A 23,788-nucleotide genomic window follows, 5' to 3' on the forward strand; every position below is an offset into this window, starting at 1 on the left:
TCGCCGACAGCTGGGTAAAATAGCCCTGGGTGACGAATACATAATTTCCATTTCGCGGAGAATCACATGCTTGATGACTTGCCGGCCCTGAGGGCTTTCGCCTGCATCGTCGCCGCCGGCAGCATGTCGGCGGCGGCGCGCGAGCTGGACTTGCCGCTGTCGGTGGTCAGCAAACGCCTGGCGCAGCTGGAGAAAAGCGCGGGAGTGCGCCTGCTGCAACGCACCACCCGGCGCCAGGCGCTGACGGACGATGGGGCGCAGTTCCATGCCCACGTCTTGCGCATCCTGGAGCAGGTGGCGCAGGCCGAGTCGCAGCTGGCCAACAGCCGGGGCGAGGTGGAAGGCCTCCTGCGGCTGACGGCGCCGACGGAATTCGGACGCCAGCATGTTGCGCCCATCGTGGCAGACTTCCAGCGCCAGCATCCGGGCCTGCTGGTGCAGCTGGAGCTGGGCGATACGGTGGTGAACCTGCTGGAGAGCGGCCACGATATGGCGATCCGTTTCGGCAGCGTGCCCGAGCCCAACCTGGTAGTGCGCCGGCTGGCGCCCAACTTCCGCGTGGTATGCGCCGCGCCGTCCTACCTCGAGCGGCAAGGCACGCCCACCCAGCCTGCGCAGCTAGCAGGCCACCGCTGCATCGTGATCGGCGACGCGCGGCGCGCCGACTGGCGCTTTGAAGGCGAGCAGGAGGTGAATGTGCGCGTCGCGGCAAGTCTCCTCACCAACGATGGCCAGGCGGCCCATGCGCTGGCCCTGCAAGGCGCCGGGCTGGTAGTAAAATCGATTTGGGATGTGGGCGACGATCTGCTTGCCGGGCGCTTGCGGCGCCTGTTGCCGCAGTACCGCATGGCGGCCGCGCCGCTGCAGGCGGTGCTGCCGTCCAGCCGCAACCTGCCGCTGCGGGTTCGCCTCTTCCTCGATTATCTGCAGGCACGCCTGGCGACAGCATGGCGCTGGGATGCTTTTGGGGGCAGCGATGCTGAAATTCCTGTGGGAACTGCTGAGCGATGACGAGCGCTCGGAAGACACCTTGGCCCTGCTGACTGTGGCCTTCAGCCTGGTCTTCCTGGGTTGGCTGATGCTGGCCTGAGCGTTCAGGCCAGCAGGGCGTCGATTGCCGCCACCAGCTGTTGCGGGTCGATCGGGTGCGACAGGATGCCGCGCCGCCGTCCCGCACCCAAGCTGCCCAGGTCGTCCTCGTCGTCGGGCCGGATCACCAGCACCGGCAAGGCCGGCGCCATTTCCAGCGCATCGGCCAGGAAGGACAAGCGTCCCGCTTCCAGCAATCCCAGTTCGCACAAGACCAGGTCGAAAGCATGGCCGTCCAGCAGCACGCCCGCGTCCATGGGGTTGCAGGCGGTGCTCACGGTATAACCGGTATGCGCCAGGATGGCTGCCACCAGGCCGGCATTTTCGGGCGCGGCATCGAGCAGCAGCACCCGGGCGCGGGCATGTACGGGCGCCGGCTGCGCGCTGGAAGGCGCCGGAACAGGCGCCGCCTTGGCCGGCATGCCGCCGGCGCGCAGGTGCTCGGGCAGGAATGATTCCAGCGACGGCAGGAGCACGTCCGGCTCCAGCGACTTGGGCAGGCAGCCGGTAAAGCCGGCGCGGCGCAGCGCCGCACAGCCGTCCGTCACCGGCAGGGCGCTGGCGGCCAGGATGGGGATGTCGCGCGTAGCCGGGTCGGCGCGCAGCCGCGCCACCACGCCCAGGCCGTCTATCTTTGGCAGGTGCAGGTCGCACAGGATCAGGTCGGGCCGTTCGCGCAACGCCATCTCTACGCCCATGGCGCCGTCGCTGGCGCACAGCGGGAGATGGCCAAAGGCCTGCAGCAGATAGGTCATCAGGTCCATATTGGCCTGGCTGTCTTCGATGATCAGGATGCGGGCCGGCATTTGAGTGCAAGTGTGAAAGTGCTGCCCTTGCCGAAATCGCTGCTGAAGAACAGCGAGCCGCCAAGCAGGTTAGCCAGGTTCTGGCTCAGATACAGGCCCAAGCCCGCGCCTTCGGCATGGCGGGTCGAGGTGCTGTCCAGCTGCGAGAAGGCCTGGAACAGCTTGGCCTGGTCTTCTTCCTTGATGCCGCTGCCGCTGTCGGTCACGCTGAATTCCGTGATCAGGGATTTTTCCTCGTCGGTGCGCTGGCTGAGGGCCAGCTTGACCATCCCTTTTTCGGTGAACTTGATGGCGTTGTTGGCCAGGTTGATCATGATCTGCGCCAGGGCGCGGCGGTCGCTCTGGAGGATGATGGGCTGCTGCGGCATGTCGATAAAGACCTGCAGGCCTTTTTGCGCCGCCAGCGGCCGCAGGGTCTCGGCCACTTCTCCCACCAGCTGCTGGCAATGAACCGGCTCCAAAGTCAGGGTGACCTTGCCGGCCTCGATTTTCGCCACGTCCAGGATATCGTTGATCAGGGACAGCAGGTGGCGCGCGCTGGAACGGATGGTGGTCAGCTGGCGGTCCTGTTCATCGGTCAGCGGGCCGGGGAGCTTCATCAGCAGTGCGCCGGTGAAACCGATGATGGCGTTGAGCGGCGTGCGCAGCTCGTGCGACATATTCGCGATGAAGGCCGACTTCATGCGGCTTGCTTCGGCCAGCTCCAGGTTCTTCAGCGCGATTTCGCGGTTGGTGGTTTCCAGTTCGGCGGCATGGTGGGCCAGGCGCATATTCAGTTCGATCACCTGGCGCTCGCGCGCCTGCAGCTCGCTGTTGACCTGGACCGCCTGCTCGTAGGTGGAAATCAGCAGGTCGAGGATTTGCTGGCGCTCGGCGTTGATGAAGTGCTTCTGGTCACCCAGGTAAAGGGCGATGCCGACCTCCATGCTGGAATTGCGGCGCAGTTTCTGGTTGACCAGCATCTGGCCGATGCGGTTCAGCAGGTAGTCTTCGGCGTAGGGCTTGCGGATGAAGTTATCGGCACCGCATTCGATGCCGCGGATGATGTCCTTGGGGTCGGTCAGCGAGGTGACCAGGATCACCGGGATGTCACGCATGGCCGGATCGGCCTTGATGGCGCGGCACAGCTCATAGCCGTCCATTTCGGGCATCACGATATCCGACAGCACCAGGTGCGGCTTGCGTTCGCGGATTTCGGCCAGGGCCAGCTTGCCATTGGCTGCCACGCTGGCGCGATAGCCCGAAGAGCGGATCAGCCGGCGCAGGCGCTCGGCCTGGGTCGGGCTGTCTTCGACGATGAGTATTTCCAGCTCATCGGGCGCGATATCGTAGCTGGAGTCCAAAGCACCTCCGAAATGGTTGGGTGTAAAGACTATACCGTTTTTTTAGCCGCCTTGGAAACCGCCGTCACGATAGGTGATGACCAGCGTGTCGCGATGGCCATGGTCCGCCAGCGGCTGGATCGGGGTCGATTCGTGGATGACAGCCGCATCGTCCAGCAGCAGCATGGTCCAGGGCTCGGTCATGGTGAAACGCTTGCCGTTCGGACCATCTGCCTCGAACACGCGGGTTTCGCCGCCCTTGATGCCGTGGCGGCCGACCAGCAGCACGGCCACGAAGTCCACCCCGTCGCGGTGGGCGCCTTCCGGCGTAGGGCGGCCGATGCCGTCGGTGGTATCGATGCGGAACTGGTGGGCTTCCACGTACCAGGGATGCTGGCCGCGCGCCTGGGCGCAGGCCTGGCCGACGGCTGTCAGCAGCTTGGTCCAGGCGGGGTTGGCCACCGTCTGTGCGGCGACCGGCTCGAACAGGCGGCGCATGCCGCCGTGCAGGGCGTTGTATTCGACCGGCTGCCAGTGGGCGCGGTGTTCGGTCTGGTCCAGGGACAGGCCGTCCTGCACGAAGCAGGAATGGCGGCGGCGGCGGTATCGGCCGCCGTCTTTCAGGTAATTGTCGGTAGCCAGGTCGTCCCAGCTGGGGACCAGGGAATTCAGTTCATCCAGCGTGCAGCCGGCCAGGCTGGCCACGTCGGCAGGCTTGAGCAGGGCGTAGCCGGCGCTGCGCAGGGTGTGGATCAATTGGGGCAAGGGCGTCATCATGTCCCCTATTGTAACTAGAATGCGCTATTCAGGCTGAGGCGGAAAGATCGCGACTCGATAGGGTGGAAATGGATGTCCTCCCTTGCCGCTGCTTCGCCTTGCAGGCGCGATTGGTAGTAATAGTCGATCGCTGAAACCTGGCGGTTGGCCAGGTTGAAGCCTTCCAGCTCCAGCGTAGTGCGGGCGTCGAACTTGTAGGCCAGGCGGCCGTTGACGGTGGCGCTGGCTTTCGAGCGCACCGCATTGTCTTCCACCAGCGGGCGCGGGCCGAACCAGCGCAGGCGCAGGGAGCCGGACCAGGGGCCGGCCGGGGTGAAGGTGGCAGCCAGCTGGGCCACACCTTGCACGGCGCCGGGGATGCGGTCGCCGGCTGGGTTGCCGCCCCGGAAGCGGCCGCGCGCAAAGGCCAGGTCGGCGTCCAGCGACAGCCATTTGGCCGGCTTGTAGTAGTTCGAGAATTCGATGCCGTAGCGCCGGCTTGGGCGGCCTGCTTCCGTGCTGCCGGCGTCGCCCAGGTAGACCAGCTCGGAGTCGAAGTCCAGCCGGTAGATGGCCAGCACGCTCTGCAGGCCCTTGACCGCTTCGCTGCGCAGGCCGAATTCCAGGCCGCGCGAGCGCGCCAGCGGCGTGGCCGGGTCGCGCGCCTGGGTGACGCCGCGCGCGTCGTTGCTGTGGAAGCCGCGACCGGCGTTGAGGTAGAACTCGGTGCGCGTCCAGGGCCCAAAGGCAAGGCTGATGCCGGGGCTGGCCAGGGTGTCGTTGACGCGGCGCGCATCGCCGACGGCGAAGCGGTAGCGGTCCAGCCTCACGCCGGCTTCGCCGCGCAGCCAGGCGCTGGCGCGCAGGCGCTGCTGCAGGTAGAGGGTCGCGCTGCTTTCAACGATGTGGTCGGCCCGCACGGTCTCGAGCATCCGGCGCGCTTCGGTGTGCTGCAGCGCGTTGAAGATGTTGTCGTTCTGCGCCTGGACCCCGAGCGTGGTGCTCCACGCCAGGTCGTCCATGTGGTCATGCCAGCTGCGGCTTGCCTCGAAGCCGCTGGTGACGCGGCGGTCGGGCTGGGCGAACTGGTCGCCGTGCACCGGGTCGTCGAGGAAGTAGGTGAAGTTGGAGAACAGCTCGAGCCGGTGGTTGATGATGTAGGCGCTGGCGCGCGTGCTCTGCTTGTCGTCGCTGCGCGCCCAGGCGGCGGACAGGCTGTAGCGCTGCGCCTGCCCGCCATCAGTCGGGTCGATGCCGTCGAAGCGGCCCAGCAAGCCGCTGTCCACGGCACGCTGTGGGATCTGGTCGGTGGCGTTCCACTTGCCGCGGTAGGCCATGGCGGTGATGGTGTAGCCATTGTTGGCGAAACTGGCGCTGTAGCGCAGCACGGCGTTGAGCTTGCGGTAATTGTCGCCGCGCGTGAAGGGTCCATCGTTGTGCACGGCCTCCAGCGCGTACAACCACGCGCCGGGCCGGTCTGCGTCCACATCAGCGTCGCGCGAGCCGGCCAGCATGACGCGGCCGTAACCGTCCTGTCCGACCGTGGCGTTGGCGCGGTCTTGCGGCAGGCGGCTGGAATAATTGATGGCCGTGGCGCCGGCGGAAGAAAAGTCGCCCGTGCTGGCGTTGTACGGGCCTTTGTTGTAATCGAGGCGCGCCACCAGTTCGGGGATGATGAAATTCAGGTCGGTCCAGCCCTGGCCGTGGGCATGGCTGCGCTGGTTGACGGGCATGCCGTCCACCGTGGTGCGCAGGTCAGTGCCGTGGTCGAGGTTGAAGCCGCGCAGGTAGAACTGGTTGGCCTTGCCTTCGCCGCTATGCTGGCTGGCGACCAGGCCGGGCGTCGCCTCCAGCAGTTCGCCGGGGCGGTAGATGGTGCGCGCTTCCAGCTGGCGCTGGGACACGCTGCCCATGCCGGCGGAATCGGCCACGCCCACCTGGCTGGCGCGCGCCCCTTCCACCAGCACGCGCTGCATGAAGGGATCGTCGGCGTGGGCCGCCGCCGCAGCGAGCAGCGAGGCGAGGGCCAGGGACAGGGCCGGCGGCGGCAGCGGCGCGCGCACCGTGGGCAGCCGCCGCTCAGGGCAGCGGCTGTTCACGGCGATCGCGGTTGAAGACGATGGAAGCTGTCGGGCGGCCGGGACCGCTGACGTTGACGTTGTTGACTTGCTGCGGCAGGAAATCGGTCAGCACGCCGTCCAGCAAAACAGCGCCGGGCGGCAGTTCGGTCTTCTCGATTTCCTGGAAGACGTTGATGGTGTCCACATTGGCCTGGACGCCAACCCAATGCAAGGGCAAAGCCTTGCCATTGACGGTGATGCGGAACTGCTTTTCGAGGTAGCGGCGGAACACGGCCTGGTCCTCCTCCAACCCAAGGTCAACGTTGCGCTGGTAAAGGTTCATCAACAGCGCTTCCACATCATGCGCTGTGTAAGTATGAACCACTTCCGTGCTGCCTGTGCGAGGGTTGAAGCTGATCTCCGTCAAGCCCACGTGGAAATTGTGGGCTTGCGCGGCGGCGCTGCACCAGAGCAGCGCCGCCAGGAGGACGGCTTTGAGTCGAGTCATCACTTCTTATCGGATTCCGCGGCTTTCTTCTCTTCGTCTTTCTTCTTGAGAGGCGTGTTGAAGTCTTTCATCATGTTGTCAGGCTGGCGCGACTTGAACAGCTCCAGGCGCGACTGGCTTACCTTGCGCGGCCAGGCGTTGTTCGACTGGTCGATGTCGGCGGTTTCCCAGTACGGGTCCTGCACCAGCGATACCAGCGACTCGTCGGTCACGATCACCTTGGTGATCTTTTTCGGCGAGTAGCGCCACACTTCGGCCGGAATGCGCTCGATATACTTCTTGCCCGACTTCAGTTCGATTTCCAGGATCAGCGGGGTGACCAGGCCGCCCAGGTTGGAGAAGTCTACCAGGTACAGGTGCTTGCCCTGTGCCAGCAGGTCTTTTTCCCACTGTTCCAGGTCGCCGGTCGCCTCGGCATACTTGTTGCGGTCGGCATTGGTGACGGTGTAGTCGTCGTGCTCGTTGTAGAAGTCCTTCAGCTCCGGATGCTGGTCCACTTTGCGAACCATACCCTTGTTGTGCTGGTCGATCATCGAAACCGGCTCGGCATCGTGGCGCGCCTTCTTCCAGGCCTTTTCGGTCTCCGGATTTTTGGTGCTGACGCCATACTCGGTGATGCCGTCGATCGACACGTCCACCGCATCGGTGGTATAGAACCAGCCGCGCCAGAACCAGTCAAGGTCGGTGCCGGAAGCGTCTTCCATGGTACGGAAGAAATCAGCCGGGGTAGGGCGCTTGAATTTCCAGCGGCGCGCATATTCGCGGAAGGCATAGTCGAACAGCTCGCGGCCCAGGACGGTCTCGCGCAGGATGTTCAGCGCCGCAGCCGGCTTGGCGTAGGCGTTGTTGCCGAACTGGAGCAGCGACTCCGAGTTGGTCATGATCGGCACCTGGTTCTTGGAGCGCATGTAGTCGACGATGAAACGCGGGTCGCCGCGGCCGGCAGGGTAGTTCTCTTCCCATGCTTCCTGCGCCAGCGATTGCACGAAGGTGTTCAGGCCCTCATCCATCCAGGTCCATTGGCGTTCGTCGCTGTTGACGATCATCGGGAAGTAGTTGTGGCCCACCTCGTGGATCACCACGCCGATCAGGCCATATTTGGCGCGCTTGGTGTAGGTGATTTCACCGGTCTTCTTGTCCTTCACAGGACGCGGACCGTTGAAGGAGATCATCGGGTACTCCATGCCGCCCACGGGACCGTTGACGGAAATCGCGGTCGGGTATGGGTAATCGAAGCTGAACTTGTTGTACTGCTCGATCGTGTGGATGATGGCGGCGGTCGAATACTTCTCCCACAGCGGGTTGCCTTCTTTCGGGTAGTAGGACATGGCCATCAGGTTGCTGCCGTCCTTCTTGTAACCCTGTGCATCCCAGATGAACTTACGCGAAGAGGCCCAGGCGAAGTCGCGCACGTTCTTGGCTTTGAAGTGCCAGGTCTTGGTGCCCTTGGCCTGGTGCTTCTCGGCTTCCTCGGCTTCGGCCTGGGTCACGATGATCACGGGCGTCTTGCTGGTGCGGGCCTTGGCCAGGCGGTCGCGCTGGGCTGAAGACAGCACGTCGTTCGGGTTTTGCAGTTCACCGGTGGAAGCGATGATGTGGTCGGACGGTACCGTGAGCTGCACGTCGTAGTCGCCGAATTCCAGCGTGAATTCGCCGGAGCCCAGGAACTGCTTGTGCTGCCAGCCGTACACGTCGTAGTAGGCCGCCATGCGCGGGAACCACTGGGCGATTTCGAACAGGTCGTTCTTGTCTTCGTCGAAATGCTCGTAGCCGGAGCGGCCGCCCAGTACTTTCTGTTCGTTGATCTTGTACGACCAGTCGATGGAGAAGGTAATTTTCTCGCCCGGTTTCAGCGGCTGCGCCAGATCGATGCGCATCATGGTGCGGTTGATGGTGGTCTTCAGCGCTGCGCCGCCGGCGCCCTTGACGGACGTGATCTTGAAACCGCCGTCGAAGTCGCGGCCGGCCAGGATGCCGCGCATGCCTTCGAACTTCATGCCATCTTCTGCCCCACGAGCATTGGCCCAGGCCTCGCGCGAAGGCGCGGTCAAGGTCATGCGGGCATCGGAGTCCGCTTTGTAGATGTTCTGGTCCAACTGCAGCCAGAGGTAATTCAGGGTATCCGGCGAGTTGTTGTGGTAAGTAATTTGCTCGCTGCCGGTGATGGCGCGGTTGGCTTCATCCAGCGAGGCGCGGATGGTGTAGTCCGCACGCTGCTGCCAATAAGCATGGCCCGGCGCGCCAGAGGCGGTGCGGTACTGGTTGGCGGTCGGCAGCAGCTCATCGAGCTGGCGGAATTTATCGTCGAATGGCTCGGCTGCGAAAGCCGTCGCTGTCAGGCAGAATGCGGCAAGACCAATTTGAAAACGTTTCATCGAGTCCCCAGGCTTGTAGTAATAAATGCTGGGCTATTCTAGGGGAGCTTGCGTATTGTCACTTGGTTTATTTGTAAAAATCCTGCTACATAAAACAAAAAAAGGGGACGTACCCCTTTTATCAAATAAACGGCGAAAAAAAGGGGTACGTCCCCTTTTTTATCAAGCGTTGTTCATCAGGCTGGTGCGCAGGCCCGACAGTTCGCGCTGCAGGCGGATGACCTGTTCGATATCGCAGCCGCTGGCGCTCAGGACGCAGGCGGGGAGCTTGGCGCCTTCCTGGCGCAGTGCGCTGCCGTGCGGGGTGAGGGCGATGATGACCTGGCGTTCATCCTGCGGGCAGCGGGTGCGGGTGATCAGTTCGGCCTGCTCCATGCGCTTGAGCAGCGGGGTCAGCGTGGCCGAATCGAGGAACAGGCGTTCGCCCAGGGCGGATACGGTCTGCTCGTCCTGCTCCCACAACACCATCATCACCAGGTATTGGGAATAGGTCAGGCCCAGCTTGCGCAGCAGCTTGCGGTAGAGCTTGTTCATCGCCAGGGACGTGGAGTACAGGGCGAAGCACAATTGCTGGTCGAGCTTGGGGACCTGCGCGAGGTCGATCGATTTGGTATCCATGGCGGCAGTATAGATAGCGCGCTATCTAATTGCAAGCAAATTTTTCCCTTGACCTTGCTACAGGGGGATTCTTTGACTATTGTTAAAGTGCCCGTAACCTGCGCTGGGCATTTGAGGATGACAATGAACCAGATGAACCACTACCATTCTGGCGCTTACCCGGTTCCTGATCAGCGCGGCATTGAGCCCGTCCTGTTCCTGGTGGAACTTGACCCGCAGCGGGTGGTCGATGGCGTGCGCTACGACGATAATTACCTGGCCGACGACGTCATGGCCTGCGGCACCATGCGCGAAACCTGCCCGATTTGCGAAGAAGGCCATTTGCAGCTGGTGCTGCGGCAGAAGAATGTGCGGGTGGCGCACCTGTTCTGTATCGAATGCACGCGCTGCTTCGGCGCTTTCCTGCCGGATGGCTCGCCGGCGCTCTCAGACTAGGGCTTGCCTGCGGTATCATGCCGCAATGACCAGACCAAAGACCAAGCCCCTGCTGCTGATCGTTGACGGATCGGCACAACATCTGCAACAGCTCAGCCATTTGCTGGAAGACAAGTACAGCGTGCGTGCTGTCGATGCTGTCGAGCGCGCCCTTGCCATGGCCCAGCAACTGCCGCGCCCCGACCTGATCCTGGTCGACGTGGTGCGCGACGGCTTTGGCGTTTGCCAGGCCCTGCGCAGCAACCCGGATACCGCCAGCATTCCCCTGATCGCAATGATCGAGCGCGGCCAGCCCGAACTGGAGAGCAGCGCGATTGCCGAAGGCGCTTCCGACGTGGTGGCGCGGCCGCTGGTGCCCGAGCTGCTGCGGGCGCGCATTGCCACCCACGTACAGCTGCACCAGGCGCGCGCGCAGGTGCAGCGCCGCCGCGGGCAGGTCAAGGAACTGAACCAGATTGCCGATGCCGCCGCCTGGGCCATCGCCACCCTGGCCGAATGGCGCGACGAGGAGGATCCGTCGCATCTGCGCCGCATCCAGCATATCGTGCTGGCCATGGCGCGTCAGCTGCAAGGCAGCCCGCGTTTCGCCTATGAATTGGCTGAGCCGAATATCCCGCTACTGTTCAAGGCCGCGCCGCTGCACGATATCGGCAAAGTCCGCATCCCCGACACCATCCTGCTCAAGCCGGGCCGCCTGACGCCGGAGGAATTCGAGGTCATGAAGCGGCATACGGAATTTGGCCGCGACGCCATCGCCGGGGTGGAGCGCGAACTGGGCTTCTCCAACGCTTTCCTGCGCTTTGCGCGCGAAATCACCTACAGCCACCAGGAACGCTACGACGGCTCCGGCTATCCGCAAGGCTTGGCGGGCGACGCCATTCCGGTATCGGCGCGCCTGGTGGCGGTGGCCGATGTGTACGATGCGCTGGTCTCCGAGCGGGTCTACCGCCCAGCCTTTACCCATGAGACAGCCATCGAATTGATCCGCCAGGGCAGCGGCGAGCAATTCGATCCGGACGTTGTCGATGCCTTGCTGGCAGTCGAAGAGCAAGTGATGGAAATCGCAGCCCGATACCAGGATGCAACGGTATAGCCGTTCCACGCCGTAATACGGTTTTCCCTATGCTATAGTCGGCTACACAGTTCAGCCGGAGCCAGCATGCGCATCCACGGATACCTGGCCTTTATTGTCGGTATTTGCGTTACCGTATGGGTTTGCTTGTTCGTCATGAACGTCCAGGACAGGCAAGCCAGCGAAGCATTCCAGCGCGATACGCAAAAGATTGCGCGCGACACCCAGACCCGCCTGCAAACCTACTTCGACATGCTGCTCAGCATTAAGGGGGTGTTCGCGGTACATGAGAATGTGACGCGGGTGGAGTTCAGCCGCTATGTGCGCGAGCTGGACTTGAAGCGCCGTTATCCCGGCTTCCAGGCCATCCAGTTCGTACGGCGGGTACGCTCGGCCCAGCTCGATGCCTACACGGCCTTTATCCGCGCCGACGACAGCCTGCAAAGCGGCGGCTATCCCGACTACAAAGTGCATCCGGCCTCGGTGCGGCCGGAACACTTCATCATCGAATACAACGAGCCGATGAAGGGCAATGAAAACGCCTTCGGCCTTGATCTGGCTGCGCTGCCCCCGCATTACAAGGCACTGCAGCTAGGCGCGGCGACCGGCCGCATCGTCGCTACCGAGCGCATTACCCTGGTGCAGGACGCCAGCGGCCAGCCGGGCTTTGTAGCGCGCTCGCCAATCTATCGCCGCGGCGCTTCGCTGCTGACGGTGGAAGAGCGCGATGCGGCGCTGGTGGGCTTCGTGGCCATCGTCTTCCGTGTCAACGACCTGATGTCGGAAACCATTGACAGCCCGATGCTGCGGCAACTCTATGTCAGCATCCACGACGCCGGCTATGCCAGCGACGGCGCGAAGGAGCTGCCCTCCGACGATAACCTGATGTTCGACAGCTTTGGAAAACTCGGTTCCGGCAAGCGCTTGCCTGCGCTGGCTGGGCTGGACGTGAAGATCCCGCTCGACGTGGGAGAGCGGCGCTGGATCATGCATTTCGAAGGCCACGCCAGCGAACACTATAGCCGCGATTCAATGCTGATCTGGGTCATCGCGCTGGCCGGCTTTACCATCAGCGCCCTGATCGGCGCACAGATCATGACCCTGAGCCGCCGCCGGGCCCTGGCGAAAAAACTGCGCGTCACGGCCGACGAGCTGCGCGCCCTGCAGGACAGCGCCATCGTCGGCATCGGCCTGTTTGCCAATGGCGTGATCGTACGCTGCAACAGCGGCCTGGAAGAGATGATGGGCTACCATCCCGGCGAACTGGCCGGACGCTCCTGCGCGGTGCTGACGGGCGGACACCACGATCCCTTTGCCTGCGTGAGCGATGGTACGTCGATGCACTTCGAGCTGGAGCTGGTGAGCGCACAAGGCAAGAAGCTGTGGTGCATGGTGAATGGCCGCATGCTGGACCAGAGCGAGCCGCGCAAGGGCTGCGTGTGGGTCATCATCGACATCACCGAACGCAAACAGGCCGAGGCGGCGCTGGTCGACACCAAGCATGGCCTGGAGCGCAGCCTGAACGAGCTGGCGCTGCAGAAGTCCAATGTGGAACTGGCGCACAAGGATTTGTCCGCCGTGCTGTTGACGCTGAAGCAGGCGCAGGCCAGCTTGATCACTTCCGAAAAAATGGCATCGCTGGGCGCCCTGGTCGCGGGCATTGCACACGAACTGAATACGCCGATCGGCAACAGCCTGCTCACCGCCACAGCGCTAAGCGATATGTGCAAGGAATTCGAGCGCCAGCTGGGGGAGGGCGGCATCAAGCGTTCCGCGCTCGATACGCATTTGAAGGATGCGCGCATGGCCTGTTCCATCATTACCAATTCCCTTACGCGCGCCGCGGACCTGATCCACTCTTTCAAGCAGGTGGCGGTGGACCAGACTTCGGACAAGCGCCGCAGCTTCAACCTGTCCGGCGTGGTGCACGATACGCTGGCCACTTATTCCGCCCAGCTGCGCCGCGCCAATTGCGAGGTGAAGGTGGCGATGCCGGAGACGCTGAACTTCATTTCCTATCCCGGCAGCGTGGCACAAGTGCTGGGCAACCTGATCCAGAACGCCTTGCTGCACGCGTTTGAAGGACGGGAATCGGGCCGCATCGTCATCAACGTGACGGAAGTCGACGCGCATTCGGTCGAATTGCGCTTTGCGGACGATGGCGTCGGCATGAATGCACGCACCCTGCGCCAGGTCTACGATCCCTTCTTCACCACCAAGCTAGGGCAGGGCGGTTCGGGCCTGGGCATGAATATCGTCTACAACCTGGTGACCGGCGTCCTGCGCGGCACCATCCAGGTCGAATCCGAGCCCGGCAAGGGGACGGTCGTGATCCTGGTCCTGCCGCGCAAAGTGCCTGCCCGGGAAGAAATGGCGGAGAACGACCTGCTGCACATGCAATGAATGCGCTGCGCGCGTTAAGCCTGGCCGACTAGGATCTTAAATCTTCCAGAATTTTCAAGGCCGCGCGTTCGGCCTCGGCTTCGGCGGAGTGCTGGTCCATCAGCGTAAGGTCAGCAGACACCCGACGTTTCGGAAAGATGTGAGTCATGTGCATCGGATTACTGGACGGAGCGAAGATCGAAACATAGGCGCCCCACTGCTTGGTGCCCTCCAGCAGTTCCCCCGTAAATTCGACCTCATAGCCATCAATGTTTTTCCCCGGCATGGGTTTCCCATTCAGGATTGGCGCAGGAACTTTCCGGCTTTGGTTTCGAGCAGCCGGACCAATTCTTCCTGCATATACTCATAGTCGTCAGGTATATCCAGGCAAATCACGCGCTTGCCGTTCAGGTGGGACCTGAATTTCGTGGAAAGCCTGTTGCGATGGGCTTTTTCCATCACGAAGATAATGTTCGCCCATGCGACCTGCTCGGTCGACAGCGGCACGTCAGCATCCGCTCCCAGGCCCGCAGAATCGGTCTCCACGCCGGGCCAACTCGCGAACACATGTTCGGCGGTCGGGCTTCGCAGACGGTTCTGGGTACAAATAAAAAGTGCGCGTTTCATGCTCTCCCTTTCGCACGAATCTTAGCAAATTTAAACCAGGTCAAGGAAATCGAAAATCGGCATCGCTTCTGCGCTTTATACTAGATTTAGTGTGTAGTATTCGCATCAACACAACATCTAGTTGATAACAATGAATATGACACGTAAGACCACGGTGGACGTCGCGTCTTCGATCGACGAATACCTGCAGCAGCTTGATTGGCGCGTGAACGCCAACGCCAACCAGGGCTATTCGCTGGGCGGCATGATCCTGAACATCTCCGGAAAAATGGTCGCCAACTACTGGCTCGATCACGTCTATCCGCCCGAAGTTGGCGAGGCGCACCGCAACGCCGACATCCACATCCACGACCTCGACATGCTGGCCGGCTACTGCGCCGGCTGGTCGCTGCGCACGCTGCTGAACGAAGGCTTGAACGGCGTGCCGGGCAAAGTGGAGTCGGCGCCGCCGAAACATTTCTCGAGCGCCGCCGGGCAGATCGTCAACTTCCTCGGCACGCTGCAGAACGAATGGGCCGGCGCGCAAGCCTTCAGTTCTTTCGACACCTATATGGCGCCCTTCATCCGCAATGATGCGCTGGGCTATGAGCAGGTCCTGCAAACCATGCAGGAATTGATCTACAACCTGAACGTACCCTCGCGCTGGGGCACGCAGACACCGTTCACCAATCTCACCTTCGACTGGACCTGCCCGGCAGACCTGCAGGAACAGGTGCCGGTGATCGCCGGCCAGGAAATGCCGTTCACTTACGGCGACCTGCAAGCGGAGATGGACATGATCAACCGCGCCTACATTGAAGTCATGATGAAAGGCGATGCCAAAGGCCGCGCCTTCACCTTCCCCATTCCGACCTATAACATCACGCCGGACTTCGACTGGCATAGCCCGAACGCCGAGCTGCTGTTCCGGATGACGGCGCGCTATGGCCTGCCGTACTTCCAGAACTTCGTGAATTCGGAGCTGAAGCCGAACATGATCCGCTCCATGTGCTGCCGCCTGCAACTGGACTTGCGTGAGCTGCTCAAGCGCGGCAACGGACTGTTTGGTTCGGCCGAACAGACCGGATCACTCGGCGTCGTCACACTGAATTGCGCGCGCCTCGGCTATCTGTGTGCCGGCGATGAAGGCGCGCTGATGGCCCGCGTCGACGAACTGCTGGAACTGGGCAAGACCAGCCTGGAAATCAAGCGCCAGGTCATCCAGCGGCTGATGGACGGTGGCCTGTTTCCCTACACAAAGCGCTACCTCGGTACCCTGCGCAACCACTTTTCGACGCTCGGCGTGAACGGTATCAACGAAATGATCCGCAACTTTACCGGCGATGAGCAAGACATCACCACCGAAGCCGGTACGGCGCTGGCCGTCCGCCTGCTCGACCACATCCGCGCCCGCATGCTGGCATTCCAGGAGGAGACCGGCCATATGTACAACCTGGAGGCGACGCCGGCAGAAGGGACTACCTACCGCTTCGCCAAGGAAGACCGCGCCCGCATGCCATCGATCCTGCAGGCTGGCACGCAGGAGATGCCGTACTACACCAACTCCTCGCAGCTGCCGGTCGGCTTCACCGACGATCCATTTGAAGCGCTTGAACGCCAGGACGAACTGCAAAGAAAATACACCGGCGGCACGGTGCTGCACCTTTACATGACGGAGCAGGTTTCCAGCGCCGACGCATGCCGACGCCTGGTGCAGCGGGCATTGACCCGCTTCCGCCTGCCCTACATTACCGTCACGCCGACGTTCTCGATCTGCCCGAAGCACGGCTACCTAAGCGGGAAACACGAATTCTGTCCGAAATGCGATGAGGACATCATTGCGCGCAAACAGCGCTTAACCATGGAGATATCAGCATGACTGCAAACAAACAAAGCCACGAAGCCACCCTTGCCAACGACGAACGCCAGCCGTGTGAAATCTGGACGCGCGTCATGGGTTACCACCGCCCGTACTCGTCCTTCAACATCGGCAAGAAGGGCGAATTCAATGAACGCACCTATTTCGTCGAGCGCAAGAACAATGGCTGACAGGGAGCTCAAGGTCGGCGGCTACACAAAATTCACGTCAACCGATTATCCCGGTCAGCTGGCAGCTGTGATTTTCGTCCAGGGCTGCCCCTGGCGCTGCGGCTATTGCCACAATCCGCACTTGCAGCCGCGCGACGCCGCGCCGGCAATCGCGTGGAAAGACATGCTCGCCTTCCTCGCCACACGCGTTGGCCTGCTCGACGCCGTCGTCTTTTCCGGCGGCGAGCCAACCCTTGATCCCGTGCTTGAAGAAGCCATGCGCAGCGTGAAGTCACTCGGTTTCAAGGTAGGCCTGCATACAGCCGGCATCTACCCCGAGCGCCTGCAGAACGTCCTGCACCTTGTGGACTGGGTTGGCCTGGACATCAAGGGAACGTTTGAATCCTACGACGATATCACGGGCGTCAGCGGCAGCGCCGCCGCAGCGCAAGCCGCGGCGAAGATCGTGCTGCAAAGCGGGGTGCCATACGAATTCAGGACCACGATTCACCCAACCCTGACTACGCCCCAGCACATCACGGCACTGACGCAGCGACTCGCCGGCATAGGCTGCGAAACCTACGCATTGCAAGCATTTCGCCCGGTAGGCTGCAACAACAAGGAATTAATAGCCGGCAGCACGCTGGACGGCGAATTCGTCGCCCAGGTGAAAACCCGCTTTCGCCAGTTCACAATGCGACGAGCCGACTAATGCGTTCATTCGGATGGGAAATCGGCATACTCGCTCTCCCTGGTCAGGCCTGAGGAAGCAAAGTTCGATTTGGTTGGGTCGCAACTTGCTTGCCGCAGCATTTGCAAATCGTGAACTCAGTCATTTGACCTCCAGATGTGCCTCACCGTCTTTTCTACCCCATTGTGGCGCGGTCAAACGGCGGCGGCTGAGGAATGACATCCCGATGCCCCCTGACAGTATGAGAATGGCAGCAATCATTTGCGCTTGCGTCGCGTGGATGCCGAGGAAATTCAGGACCGGATTAATGCGAATCTGCTCGATCAGCAGACGCTCGATGCCGGCCAGGGCCATGTACACGGCAAATAGCCAGCCGCGCTGGTAGGGATGCTTCCTCAACTTCCACAGAATGCCAAAGCAGATAAAGGCCATGCCCACTTCGTAAAGCGGGGTGGGATACACGCCCGGCCAGGCAATGGTGGCCCCGATGACATTGTTTTCGTAGGTCTGTGCCCAGAGCGAGGTTGGCAGCCACGCGGGTTTGAGCGCCAAGTTGGCGACAGTGCCCCAATCGCCATCGCCTGCGACCTGGCAGCCGATTCGGCCAATGGCGTAGCCGAGCATCATTGCCGGCGCTGCGGCATCGAGAAAAGGACGTAGCGGCAGTTTCCGCCAGCGTATGTAAAGCAAGCTGGCCAGGGTCCCGAATATCAAGCCGCCGAAGATGCTCAAGCCAGAAGTACTCCAGATCATCCGCATCGGCGCAACCTGGAATTCGTCCAGGTTTTCGAGGATGTGAAAAATCCGCGCGCCCGCAACGCCACTCAGCATACCGATCACTGTAAGGGTAGAGACCGTATCCTTCAGTGTATCGATCGGGGCATTGATCTGCCCGGCGCGCTGCAGGCGTTCGAGTTCCATGCGCAAGAAACGCCCGGCGACCAGCATTGCCGCAGCCACGAACAATCCGAACATCGGCAAAGGCAGCGGCAGGTCGATGCCAAACCAGCTGCGCAACATGTCACTAAGATAAGGGTAGGACATTTTGTTAATTCAAATCCAGAGAAACCATCGGCCAGCGTTCAGTAAACCGCTTTGTCGCCACACGCTCGGTGAATACCGCAGCGCTGGCGCGAGAGGGATTATGCCGGATCTTTAGACCAAACAAGTCTTCCAGGCCGTGCGGTGCGATCACCTCGAGGGCATCGTCTGCGCGGAGCGTTACACCTACGCAGGTGGCGTATTCAGGCCAGGTTGCAATGCCATCCGCCAGGGAGCGTAAGGGCGGCACAACTTGCGCATGCGCTTCCAGGAACCATTCGTGGACCAAAGCCTGGTTGGTCACTTCCCAGCGAACAGAGGGGAGAGAATCAATGAGCTGCGCAGCTAGTACAGTCTCGTGAGGACCGTCGATCGAGTCATCGTAGTACACCACGTCAACGTCTTCGACATGCGAACGTTCGCGAAAACCGTGCAGATGGTCCCATACCAGGGACCGCACGACACCGGCGCCAATGCACCAGGACTCGAGGTTAAGGCTTCTTGCTGCAGTCAGCAATTCCATCAATGCAGGCGAGGAGCGCACAATCTCGACGAGGCGCTCCTCGTTTTCACTTGAAGGCATCACGTTGTTCGTTTCGTCATGATGTAATCGGGCTGGCCATTGCCTCGATTGTTCCCTTGGCTGCGATGCGGTGCAGGGTACGTTCCAATGCGGCGGTATCGGGATAGATGCGGACACGTGTTACGCGTCCCCAGCGGATCTCGATCAGGATCACGCCTTCGGCGCTGGTCTTGACGCCATCGGTGCCGTTATTCGTTTCAGTCCAGATGACTTCGACATGCGTGCGCCAGGGCCAACCCGATACCCGTACTTCGTGAAGGGTGAAATTGATGTCCTGCAGAAGGCGTAGGAGCCTTTCGTACCAGGCGCGGATGGCCTCTGGCGTTCGGCGGGTACCTGACAGCGCGTGGGTGCCCACGAAATAATGGCTCGCATTTGGCGCCAATTCGTCCGTTATGGCCTCGATGCGCCCTGCGCTCAGGCCTGCGAATACCTTGGTAATCTTGTTGCGGACAATTGCGTGATACATCTGCATTCCCTTCTATCCCGTGCGAGCAGGAAGCCAGTAAGAACTCAAGCTCCCGGCGCTGCGATCCATAGCAAAATGGCGACCGCGAAGAAAATCACCCATGACAAGTGCCTGCCACGCGTGAAGAAGAACGAGAACAGGCCTGAGACAAAGGAGACCGAGCTGAAGACTTCCAGCACAAACTTGGGCTGAAGCGCCTGTCCTGCAGCTTGCAGGACCAGGACCGCGATGCCCCACCAGACGATCGTGAGGATGTGCCATACGAATCGTAGCGTGCCGGTAGTGAACTCGGTTCCGCCAAAAAGCTCCGGCAGATTGTCGCGTTTGAAAAGCCGGATCAGGATGTAGCGCTCACCGAGATAAGAGTGGGCGACCCCGGTGAGAAACAGCAGAAGTGCGGCGACAATCAGCATTTGTTTGACCTTTCTTCTCAGGTGGACTTCAAACAAGTGTAATGGCAGGCGGGCTTGATTCCTTAATAACTCTGCGAATTGCTCGACTTTTCAAAACCCAAAACCGGCGCCGAGGGCGAGCTTGGGATGGTGCCCATCGCCTTTCGGGAACATCAGGCCGGCGCGAACCACCAGCAACTGGGCTTCAACGCCATAGTATTCGGTGCGCTCGTCGGCGAGCCATGGATGCGACCTGGTTTTCCAGCGTGCGAGTTCGACGCCGCCCCAGGCGATGCCATGGCCTTTTGCGATGATGCGATAGCCGACAAATTGCTTGTTGCCGTGCAGGCCGATTTCGTCGCCAATCGTGACTGCAGTTTCTTTATCATGAATAGGGATAGCCAGACCGACGCGTGCCGAAACACCGAGCGGGGCGTCGGCCCAGATGCCCAGCGTGGTGTAGTCCAGCGCGTTGGTCCAGTTGTTTTCGGCGTGGACGGCGAAACTCGCGGACAGGGCCGCGAGCGTGACTGCGAATTTCTTCATTAAGTTGCCAATTGAGGCGTGTTGTTAATTTGCAATTAATAGTATGACAGTTAATCGCAAATCCGCCAATCCGCTGATGGCATGCAGCTCGCCGGTCGACCCTACCTGCAGTAGCGCTGGCGCAGCAGGGCAAGCATGGCGACGTTCTGGTCCCATGCGTTGCTGACCGGCTGGCCGGTGTAGGGCAGGGTCAAGGTGTAAGGCGCAGGGCCGAATTCCGGCGTCAGGGTCATGCGTTCGGCGCCGGCGGCCCGGCGCAGTTCGATGATGCGGTCCCACCACGACAGATGCGCCTTCAGCGCTTCCGCGTTTTCCGGCGCGCGGAAGTCGGCAACTTGCGGGCCTTGCTGGTGGCCGACGCGCGCATGGATGTGGCGCACATGCGGCAACACCTTGGCCAGCATTGGTTCCTGGTCTTCCAGCAGCGACTCGCAGGCCACGCACCAGTGCGACAGGTCTGCGTTCAATTGCAGCTGCGGCAGGCGATCGAGGTAGGGCAGAAGCAGCATCGGGTGGCCGCTGAAGCGGCTGCGGTGGATTTCATGAACCACCGGAACGCGGTACTCCTTCGAGATGCCGGCGGCGAAGGCGATCAGTTCCTCATTCTGCTGCGCCGTGTACCAGTCCTTGCCGGTATGCGAGTTGACCAGCACCGGCTGCACTTCGCAGGCATTGCGCAGCAACTCGCCGAGCGCCTGTTTATGCGCGCTGAAGTCGCTGTGGAATACTGTCTCCCATTGGGCGACAATCAGGTCCAGCCCGGCGTTGGCGATCTTGTAGACCCAGTTGTCGCGTTGGGCGCGGTCCAGCGGCAGGGACATCTCAATGCCGTCGAAGCCCGCCTCCTTGACCTTGCCGATGAAGACGTCCGGCGGCAGTTCGTTGCTGCCCCAGTGCGGCGCGAAGATGCTGATTTTCACAGGAAGCCTCGCACTGGGAAGGATGCGTCGCGCTGGATCCAGTTGCGCCTGGAGTATTCGGTGCGGCCGTCGGTCACGTGCAGCGTATAGGCGTGGCGCGAGACCGGCGAGCGGTTCGGCGCGCTGTAGTGCGGCAGCAGGCCGTGGAAGCAGACCAGCGAGCCGGCCTTGCATTCAAGCGGCACCGCGGTGGCGTCGCTTGGCCACGGCGTGTTGTCCAGTTTTTCCACGCTGACCTGGTCGCCTTCGCGCACGAAGCGTTCGCGCAGCGGCGAGCGATGGCCGCCCGGCTCCGCCCACATGCAGCCGTTTTCCAGCGTGGCGTCTTCCAGTGCGAACCAGAAGGTGGTGACGCTGATCGGGGTGGTGTCGAAGTAGGTGGCGTCCTGGTGCCAGCGCACTTCGCCGCCGATGCCGGGCTGCTTGAAGATGTACATCGATTGCCATACCTGCGGCTCGGCCAGGCCGATGTCGCGTGCGATCTGCTCCAGGCGGGCGTCGGCGGTGAAGGCGCGGAAGGCCGGGTCCAGGTCGTGCATGGCGTGGCCGATCTTGTTGATCGACAGCTCCTTGGCCTGTTTCAGCTGTCCGTCCGGGCCGAAGGCTTCCTCCTCGAAGAAGCAGCGCACCGTATTGTCCGAACCCAGGAAGTAGTCGTCGGCCTTCTTTTCCTGCTCCTTGGTGGTGAAGATGCCTTGGGCGACAGCCGGGTCGAAATCGTTCACGACTTGCGCGGCGCGGGCGCGCAGGGCGGCGATTTCTGCGGCAGTCTTGAAGCCGGGGATGATGATGAAGCCATCCTTGGCGAATTGGGCTTTCTGGGCGTCGGTCAGCATGTCTGGTGCTCCTTTTCTTAATACAGGTCATTGTAGGGAAGCGATTGGATGCCAACAATGCGCAATCGGTTGACACATTGTCTCCAATATGGAGACAATCCATCACATGGACCAACTGAGGGCAATGGAAATCTTCGTCGAGGTGGCGCGCCAGCGCAGCTTCAGCGGCGCCGCGCGCCGGCTGGGGATGACGCGCGCCATGGTGAGCAAGCATGTGATCGCGCTGGAGCAGCGCCTCCATGCACGCCTGCTGCACCGTTCCACACGCGACGTGAGCCTGACCGACGTCGGGCAGGCCTACCTGGAGCCCTGCGCGCTGGCAGTGCAGCAGGCGCAGGAGGCGGCGCGCGTGGTGACGCATGCCGGCATTGAGCTGGCGGGCCCGCTGCGCATACAGGCGCCGTCCAGCTTCGGCAGCGAATGGCTGGCCGACGCGGTCGCGCGATTCAGCCTGCCGCATCCGCAGTTGTCGCCGCTGCTGCATGTGGACGATGCGCTGCTCGACCCGATCGAGCATGGCTTTGACCTGACCATCCGCGTCGGCGGCATTCCGGACAGCCGCGCGCTGGCGATACGCCCGCTGGCGCCATGCCGCGGCGTGCTGTGCGCCTCGCCCGCCTACCTGGCGCGGGCCGGACGTCCGGAGCTGCCCGAGGACCTGCATCGCCACCAGTGCCTGCATTTCAGCCACCTGACAGGCGGCGTCGCCTGGCACTTCGCACGCGGCGAAGAGCAGGCTACCGTGCGCGTCACGCCGGCCTTTACCGCGAATAACGGTATGGTGCTGCAGCACGCGGCCCTGCGCGGGCTGGGAATTGTCTACACTACAACCTTCCTGGCCTGGCGCGACATCATTGACGGGCGCCTGGTGCCTGTACTGACTGATTGGGAGCTGCCATTGAACCATTTGAGTGCCTTGTACCCGGCCACGCGCCAGTTGTCCCCCAAGGTGAGGGCGCTGATCGATTTCCTGGTGGCGGAGTACCAGCCGGTGCCGCCGTGGGACAAGGCCCTGTCCGAAGCGGGAGCGCTATCGCTATGACCCGGCTGCAAAACGTCGATGCCTTGCGCGGCTTTGCGCTCCTGGGGATTTTGGCCGTCAATATAGGATCGTTCGCCGATCCCTATTTCGCGTCCGGCATGAAGAACCCGCACTACCTTGGCGTATTGGATTACGTGCTGCGCTTTATGGAAGCGCTGCTGTTCGAGACCAAGTTCTACCTCCTGTTTTCCTTCCTGTTCGGCTACAGCTTTACCTTGCAGATGACGGCAGCCGAGCGCGCGGGCGCTGCGTTCCGTCCGCGCATGCTGCGGCGGGCCGCCGGGCTGCTGATGCTGGGCGTCTTGCACGGATTCTTCCTGTTCTACGGCGACATCCTGCATTTGTATGGTTACCTCAGTCTGGTGCTGATCGCATGGAAGGGAAGCCAACGCCAGGCGGTGCGCTGCGCGTTGGCCTTGCTGGTGTTTGCAGCGCTGGTATTCGTCGGGCTCGGGGTATGGCTCTTGCTGGCCGGCCTCGATGGTGCGCCCGACACCGCTCCCGTCCTAGCGAAGCTGGCTGCTTACCATGGCAGCGCGCACGCCACGCAAGCACATATCGCGGGCGAGTTTCCAGCCACGGTAGGTCTGCTGCTGATCGGGCAGGCGCCAAGCGCGCTTGCGATGTTCCTGCTTGGCCTGGCAGCGGGACGCAGCCAGCTTCTTGCCCACGTGGGCACCTTCCGCCACCAGCTGCCGCGCGTGTTGAAGGTTGGCTTGCCGGTGGGCTTGTCAGGCGCATTGCTGTATGCCGCAGCGTCCGAGTTTCCACCCGGCGGAGCGCTCGTGATGTTTGCCCAAGCTGCCGGCTATCTGACCGCGCCATTCATGACCTCTTCCTACGTGGCAGCATTGCTGCTGCTGTTCGAAAGCCGCGTCGGCCCGCGCCTGCTGGCCGCGCTGGCGCCAATGGGCAAGATCGCCTTGAGCAATTACCTGGTGCAGTCAGCGGCGATGGCGCTGCTGTTTACCGGCTACGGCCTGCGCCTGTGCGGCGAGCTGCCTCCGGTGGCCATCTTCGCGCTCGTGCTGGCAATCTACCTTACGCAAATGGCCCTCAGCGCCTGGTGGCTCAAGCGCCACACCTACGGCCCCGCCGAATGGCTGCTGCGCGGGCTCACTAACTGGAACTTTGTTCGCGCGAAAAAACAAATTCAAGCAGACGGTAGGACCACATAGGGGATTAAGGCCAGCATCTGGCCGCATGCAGCA

25 protein-coding genes are annotated in these 23,788 nt (G+C 62.0%); 9 read left to right on the forward strand and 16 right to left on the reverse strand.

Annotation, left to right across the window (positions count from 1 at the left end):
* The first annotated feature begins 66 nt into the window (after window positions 1–66).
* The gene (locus GM658_RS09360; protein WP_155453759.1) at window positions 67–1,011 is read left to right on the forward strand and encodes a LysR family transcriptional regulator; all 945 of its coding nucleotides are present in this window, start codon (window positions 67–69) and stop codon (window positions 1,009–1,011) included.
* Between the two features lie 83 nt (window positions 1,012–1,094).
* Here GM658_RS09360 and GM658_RS09365 read toward each other — a convergent pair whose 3' ends face one another.
* The 7 genes from GM658_RS09365 to GM658_RS09395 all read right to left on the reverse strand — a co-directional run bounded on the left by GM658_RS09365 (window position 1,095) and on the right by GM658_RS09395 (window position 9,534).
* Window positions 1,095–1,895: a response regulator gene (locus GM658_RS09365; RefSeq protein ID WP_155453760.1), complete on the reverse strand. Its 801-nt coding sequence runs from the start codon at window positions 1,893–1,895 to the stop codon at window positions 1,095–1,097.
* Window positions 1,877–3,238, reverse strand: a complete 1,362-nt coding sequence (locus GM658_RS09370; RefSeq protein WP_155453761.1) for a hybrid sensor histidine kinase/response regulator — start codon at window positions 3,236–3,238, stop codon at window positions 1,877–1,879. Before GM658_RS09370 ends, GM658_RS09365 begins: the two co-directional genes overlap by 19 nt.
* A 42-nt stretch (window positions 3,239–3,280) precedes the next feature.
* A complete protein-coding gene (locus GM658_RS09375) occupies window positions 3,281–3,994 on the reverse strand; it encodes a 2OG-Fe dioxygenase family protein (protein ID WP_155453762.1) in 714 nt (237 codons plus the stop codon).
* A gap of 14 nt (window positions 3,995–4,008) precedes the next feature.
* The gene (locus GM658_RS09380; RefSeq protein WP_371865069.1) at window positions 4,009–6,072 is read right to left on the reverse strand and encodes a TonB-dependent receptor; all 2,064 of its coding nucleotides are present in this window, start codon (window positions 6,070–6,072) and stop codon (window positions 4,009–4,011) included.
* Window positions 6,053–6,541 (reverse strand): DUF6702 family protein, encoded by a 489-nt coding sequence (locus tag GM658_RS09385; protein ID WP_155453763.1) that lies wholly within the window; start codon window positions 6,539–6,541, stop codon window positions 6,053–6,055. The genes GM658_RS09380 and GM658_RS09385 overlap by 20 nt, the downstream gene beginning before the upstream one ends.
* On the reverse strand, window positions 6,541–8,916 hold the full coding sequence (locus GM658_RS09390) for a M1 family metallopeptidase (protein WP_155453764.1): 2,376 nt from the start codon (window positions 8,914–8,916) through the stop codon (window positions 6,541–6,543). Before GM658_RS09390 ends, GM658_RS09385 begins: the two co-directional genes overlap by 1 nt.
* Window positions 8,917–9,078: 162 nt before the next feature.
* Entirely contained in the window at window positions 9,079–9,534 is a 456-nt protein-coding gene (locus tag GM658_RS09395; RefSeq protein ID WP_155453765.1) for a MarR family winged helix-turn-helix transcriptional regulator, read from the reverse strand.
* A gap of 132 nt (window positions 9,535–9,666) precedes the next feature.
* On the opposite strand from GM658_RS09395, the gene GM658_RS09400 reads away from it, so the two are divergent.
* The 3 genes from GM658_RS09400 (at window position 9,667) to GM658_RS09410 (ending at window position 13,444) form a co-directional block, all read left to right on the forward strand.
* Window positions 9,667–9,969 (forward strand): hypothetical protein, encoded by a 303-nt coding sequence (locus GM658_RS09400; RefSeq protein ID WP_170298752.1) that lies wholly within the window; start codon window positions 9,667–9,669, stop codon window positions 9,967–9,969.
* 25 nt (window positions 9,970–9,994) lie between these two features.
* Window positions 9,995–11,062, forward strand: a complete 1,068-nt coding sequence (locus tag GM658_RS09405) for an HD-GYP domain-containing protein (RefSeq protein WP_155453767.1) — start codon at window positions 9,995–9,997, stop codon at window positions 11,060–11,062.
* 66 nt (window positions 11,063–11,128) lie between these two features.
* Complete coding sequence (locus GM658_RS09410; RefSeq protein ID WP_155453768.1) at window positions 11,129–13,444, forward strand: CHASE domain-containing protein; 2,316 nt, start codon at window positions 11,129–11,131, stop codon at window positions 13,442–13,444.
* A gap of 28 nt (window positions 13,445–13,472) precedes the next feature.
* Here the strand turns inward: GM658_RS09410 and GM658_RS09415 are convergent, their stop codons facing one another.
* Window positions 13,473–13,709, reverse strand: coding sequence for a hypothetical protein (locus GM658_RS09415; protein WP_155453769.1), 237 nt, complete (start codon window positions 13,707–13,709; stop codon window positions 13,473–13,475).
* 11 nt (window positions 13,710–13,720) lie between these two features.
* A complete protein-coding gene (locus GM658_RS09420) occupies window positions 13,721–14,050 on the reverse strand; it encodes a low molecular weight protein tyrosine phosphatase family protein (RefSeq protein WP_155453770.1) in 330 nt (109 codons plus the stop codon).
* A gap of 136 nt (window positions 14,051–14,186) precedes the next feature.
* Here GM658_RS09420 and GM658_RS09425 point away from each other — a divergent pair, with 136 nt between their 5' ends.
* From GM658_RS09425 to GM658_RS09435, 3 genes are read left to right on the forward strand one after another with little or no spacing between them, the layout of a single operon-like run.
* On the forward strand, window positions 14,187–15,908 hold the full coding sequence (locus GM658_RS09425; RefSeq protein WP_267874965.1) for a ribonucleoside triphosphate reductase: 1,722 nt from the start codon (window positions 14,187–14,189) through the stop codon (window positions 15,906–15,908).
* Window positions 15,905–16,078 (forward strand): anaerobic ribonucleoside-triphosphate reductase, encoded by a 174-nt coding sequence (gene nrdD / locus GM658_RS29515; RefSeq protein ID WP_155453772.1) that lies wholly within the window; start codon window positions 15,905–15,907, stop codon window positions 16,076–16,078. Before GM658_RS09425 ends, nrdD begins: the two co-directional genes overlap by 4 nt.
* A complete protein-coding gene (locus GM658_RS09435) occupies window positions 16,038–16,769 on the forward strand; it encodes an anaerobic ribonucleoside-triphosphate reductase activating protein (protein WP_229416832.1) in 732 nt (243 codons plus the stop codon). Before nrdD ends, GM658_RS09435 begins: the two co-directional genes overlap by 41 nt.
* A gap of 120 nt (window positions 16,770–16,889) precedes the next feature.
* On the opposite strand, the gene GM658_RS09440 is transcribed toward GM658_RS09435, so the two are convergent.
* The 7 genes from GM658_RS09440 to GM658_RS09470 all read right to left on the reverse strand — a co-directional run bounded on the left by GM658_RS09440 (window position 16,890) and on the right by GM658_RS09470 (window position 21,535).
* Window positions 16,890–17,792 (reverse strand): prolipoprotein diacylglyceryl transferase, encoded by a 903-nt coding sequence (locus GM658_RS09440; RefSeq protein WP_155453774.1) that lies wholly within the window; start codon window positions 17,790–17,792, stop codon window positions 16,890–16,892.
* A 4-nt stretch (window positions 17,793–17,796) separates the two neighbouring features.
* Entirely contained in the window at window positions 17,797–18,372 is a 576-nt protein-coding gene (locus GM658_RS09445) for a nucleotidyltransferase family protein (RefSeq protein WP_155453775.1), read from the reverse strand.
* Window positions 18,373–18,388: 16 nt separating this feature from the next.
* Window positions 18,389–18,841: a nuclear transport factor 2 family protein gene (locus GM658_RS09450; protein WP_170298753.1), complete on the reverse strand. Its 453-nt coding sequence runs from the start codon at window positions 18,839–18,841 to the stop codon at window positions 18,389–18,391.
* A 44-nt stretch (window positions 18,842–18,885) separates the two neighbouring features.
* Window positions 18,886–19,254, reverse strand: coding sequence for a hypothetical protein (locus GM658_RS09455; RefSeq protein ID WP_155453777.1), 369 nt, complete (start codon window positions 19,252–19,254; stop codon window positions 18,886–18,888).
* A gap of 90 nt (window positions 19,255–19,344) precedes the next feature.
* Window positions 19,345–19,779, reverse strand: coding sequence for a hypothetical protein (locus GM658_RS09460; protein WP_155453778.1), 435 nt, complete (start codon window positions 19,777–19,779; stop codon window positions 19,345–19,347).
* A 101-nt stretch (window positions 19,780–19,880) separates the two neighbouring features.
* On the reverse strand, window positions 19,881–20,699 hold the full coding sequence (locus GM658_RS09465; RefSeq protein WP_170298754.1) for a sugar phosphate isomerase/epimerase family protein: 819 nt from the start codon (window positions 20,697–20,699) through the stop codon (window positions 19,881–19,883).
* Window positions 20,696–21,535 carry a phytanoyl-CoA dioxygenase family protein gene (locus GM658_RS09470; protein WP_155453779.1) on the reverse strand — a complete coding sequence of 280 codons (840 nt, stop codon included), beginning with the start codon at window positions 21,533–21,535 and terminating at the stop codon, window positions 20,696–20,698. Before GM658_RS09470 ends, GM658_RS09465 begins: the two co-directional genes overlap by 4 nt.
* A gap of 106 nt (window positions 21,536–21,641) precedes the next feature.
* Between GM658_RS09470 and GM658_RS09475 the strand changes: the two genes are divergently transcribed.
* Window positions 21,642–22,577: a LysR family transcriptional regulator gene (locus tag GM658_RS09475; protein WP_229416833.1), complete on the forward strand. Its 936-nt coding sequence runs from the start codon at window positions 21,642–21,644 to the stop codon at window positions 22,575–22,577.
* Entirely contained in the window at window positions 22,574–23,755 is a 1,182-nt protein-coding gene (locus GM658_RS09480) for a DUF418 domain-containing protein (RefSeq protein WP_155453780.1), read from the forward strand. Before GM658_RS09475 ends, GM658_RS09480 begins: the two co-directional genes overlap by 4 nt.
* Window positions 23,756–23,788 lie beyond the last annotated feature (33 nt).

The organism is Massilia eburnea (assembly GCF_009720745.1).
Lineage (GTDB): Bacteria > Pseudomonadota > Gammaproteobacteria > Burkholderiales > Burkholderiaceae_D > Rugamonas > Rugamonas eburnea.

What these genes read in the sequence shown, in the direction of transcription:
- GM658_RS09470 (WP_155453779.1), bottom strand. Translation starts at nt 21,535, where the DNA reads ATGCTGACCGACGCCCAGAAAGCCCAATTCGCCAAGGATGGCTTCATC.
- GM658_RS09450 (WP_170298753.1), bottom strand. Translation starts at nt 18,841, where the DNA reads ATGTATCACGCAATTGTCCGCAACAAGATTACCAAGGTATTCGCAGGC.
- GM658_RS09440 (WP_155453774.1), bottom strand. Translation starts at nt 17,792, where the DNA reads ATGTCCTACCCTTATCTTAGTGACATGTTGCGCAGCTGGTTTGGCATC.
- GM658_RS09425 (WP_267874965.1), top strand. Translation starts at nt 14,187, where the DNA reads ATGACACGTAAGACCACGGTGGACGTCGCGTCTTCGATCGACGAATAC.
- GM658_RS09365 (WP_155453760.1), bottom strand. Translation starts at nt 1,895, where the DNA reads ATGCCGGCCCGCATCCTGATCATCGAAGACAGCCAGGCCAATATGGAC.
- GM658_RS09460 (WP_155453778.1), bottom strand. Translation starts at nt 19,779, where the DNA reads ATGAAGAAATTCGCAGTCACGCTCGCGGCCCTGTCCGCGAGTTTCGCC.
- GM658_RS09455 (WP_155453777.1), bottom strand. Translation starts at nt 19,254, where the DNA reads ATGCTGATTGTCGCCGCACTTCTGCTGTTTCTCACCGGGGTCGCCCAC.
- GM658_RS09415 (WP_155453769.1), bottom strand. Translation starts at nt 13,709, where the DNA reads ATGCCGGGGAAAAACATTGATGGCTATGAGGTCGAATTTACGGGGGAA.
- GM658_RS09360 (WP_155453759.1), top strand. Translation starts at nt 67, where the DNA reads ATGCTTGATGACTTGCCGGCCCTGAGGGCTTTCGCCTGCATCGTCGCC.
- GM658_RS09435 (WP_229416832.1), top strand. Translation starts at nt 16,038, where the DNA reads ATGAACGCACCTATTTCGTCGAGCGCAAGAACAATGGCTGACAGGGAG.
- GM658_RS09405 (WP_155453767.1), top strand. Translation starts at nt 9,995, where the DNA reads ATGACCAGACCAAAGACCAAGCCCCTGCTGCTGATCGTTGACGGATCG.
- GM658_RS09390 (WP_155453764.1), bottom strand. Translation starts at nt 8,916, where the DNA reads ATGAAACGTTTTCAAATTGGTCTTGCCGCATTCTGCCTGACAGCGACG.
- GM658_RS09400 (WP_170298752.1), top strand. Translation starts at nt 9,667, where the DNA reads ATGAACCACTACCATTCTGGCGCTTACCCGGTTCCTGATCAGCGCGGC.
- GM658_RS09475 (WP_229416833.1), top strand. Translation starts at nt 21,642, where the DNA reads ATGGACCAACTGAGGGCAATGGAAATCTTCGTCGAGGTGGCGCGCCAG.
- GM658_RS09445 (WP_155453775.1), bottom strand. Translation starts at nt 18,372, where the DNA reads ATGCCTTCAAGTGAAAACGAGGAGCGCCTCGTCGAGATTGTGCGCTCC.
- GM658_RS09375 (WP_155453762.1), bottom strand. Translation starts at nt 3,994, where the DNA reads ATGATGACGCCCTTGCCCCAATTGATCCACACCCTGCGCAGCGCCGGC.
- GM658_RS09395 (WP_155453765.1), bottom strand. Translation starts at nt 9,534, where the DNA reads ATGGATACCAAATCGATCGACCTCGCGCAGGTCCCCAAGCTCGACCAG.
- GM658_RS09420 (WP_155453770.1), bottom strand. Translation starts at nt 14,050, where the DNA reads ATGAAACGCGCACTTTTTATTTGTACCCAGAACCGTCTGCGAAGCCCG.
- GM658_RS09410 (WP_155453768.1), top strand. Translation starts at nt 11,129, where the DNA reads ATGCGCATCCACGGATACCTGGCCTTTATTGTCGGTATTTGCGTTACC.
- GM658_RS09480 (WP_155453780.1), top strand. Translation starts at nt 22,574, where the DNA reads ATGACCCGGCTGCAAAACGTCGATGCCTTGCGCGGCTTTGCGCTCCTG.
- nrdD (WP_155453772.1), top strand. Translation starts at nt 15,905, where the DNA reads ATGACTGCAAACAAACAAAGCCACGAAGCCACCCTTGCCAACGACGAA.
- GM658_RS09385 (WP_155453763.1), bottom strand. Translation starts at nt 6,541, where the DNA reads ATGACTCGACTCAAAGCCGTCCTCCTGGCGGCGCTGCTCTGGTGCAGC.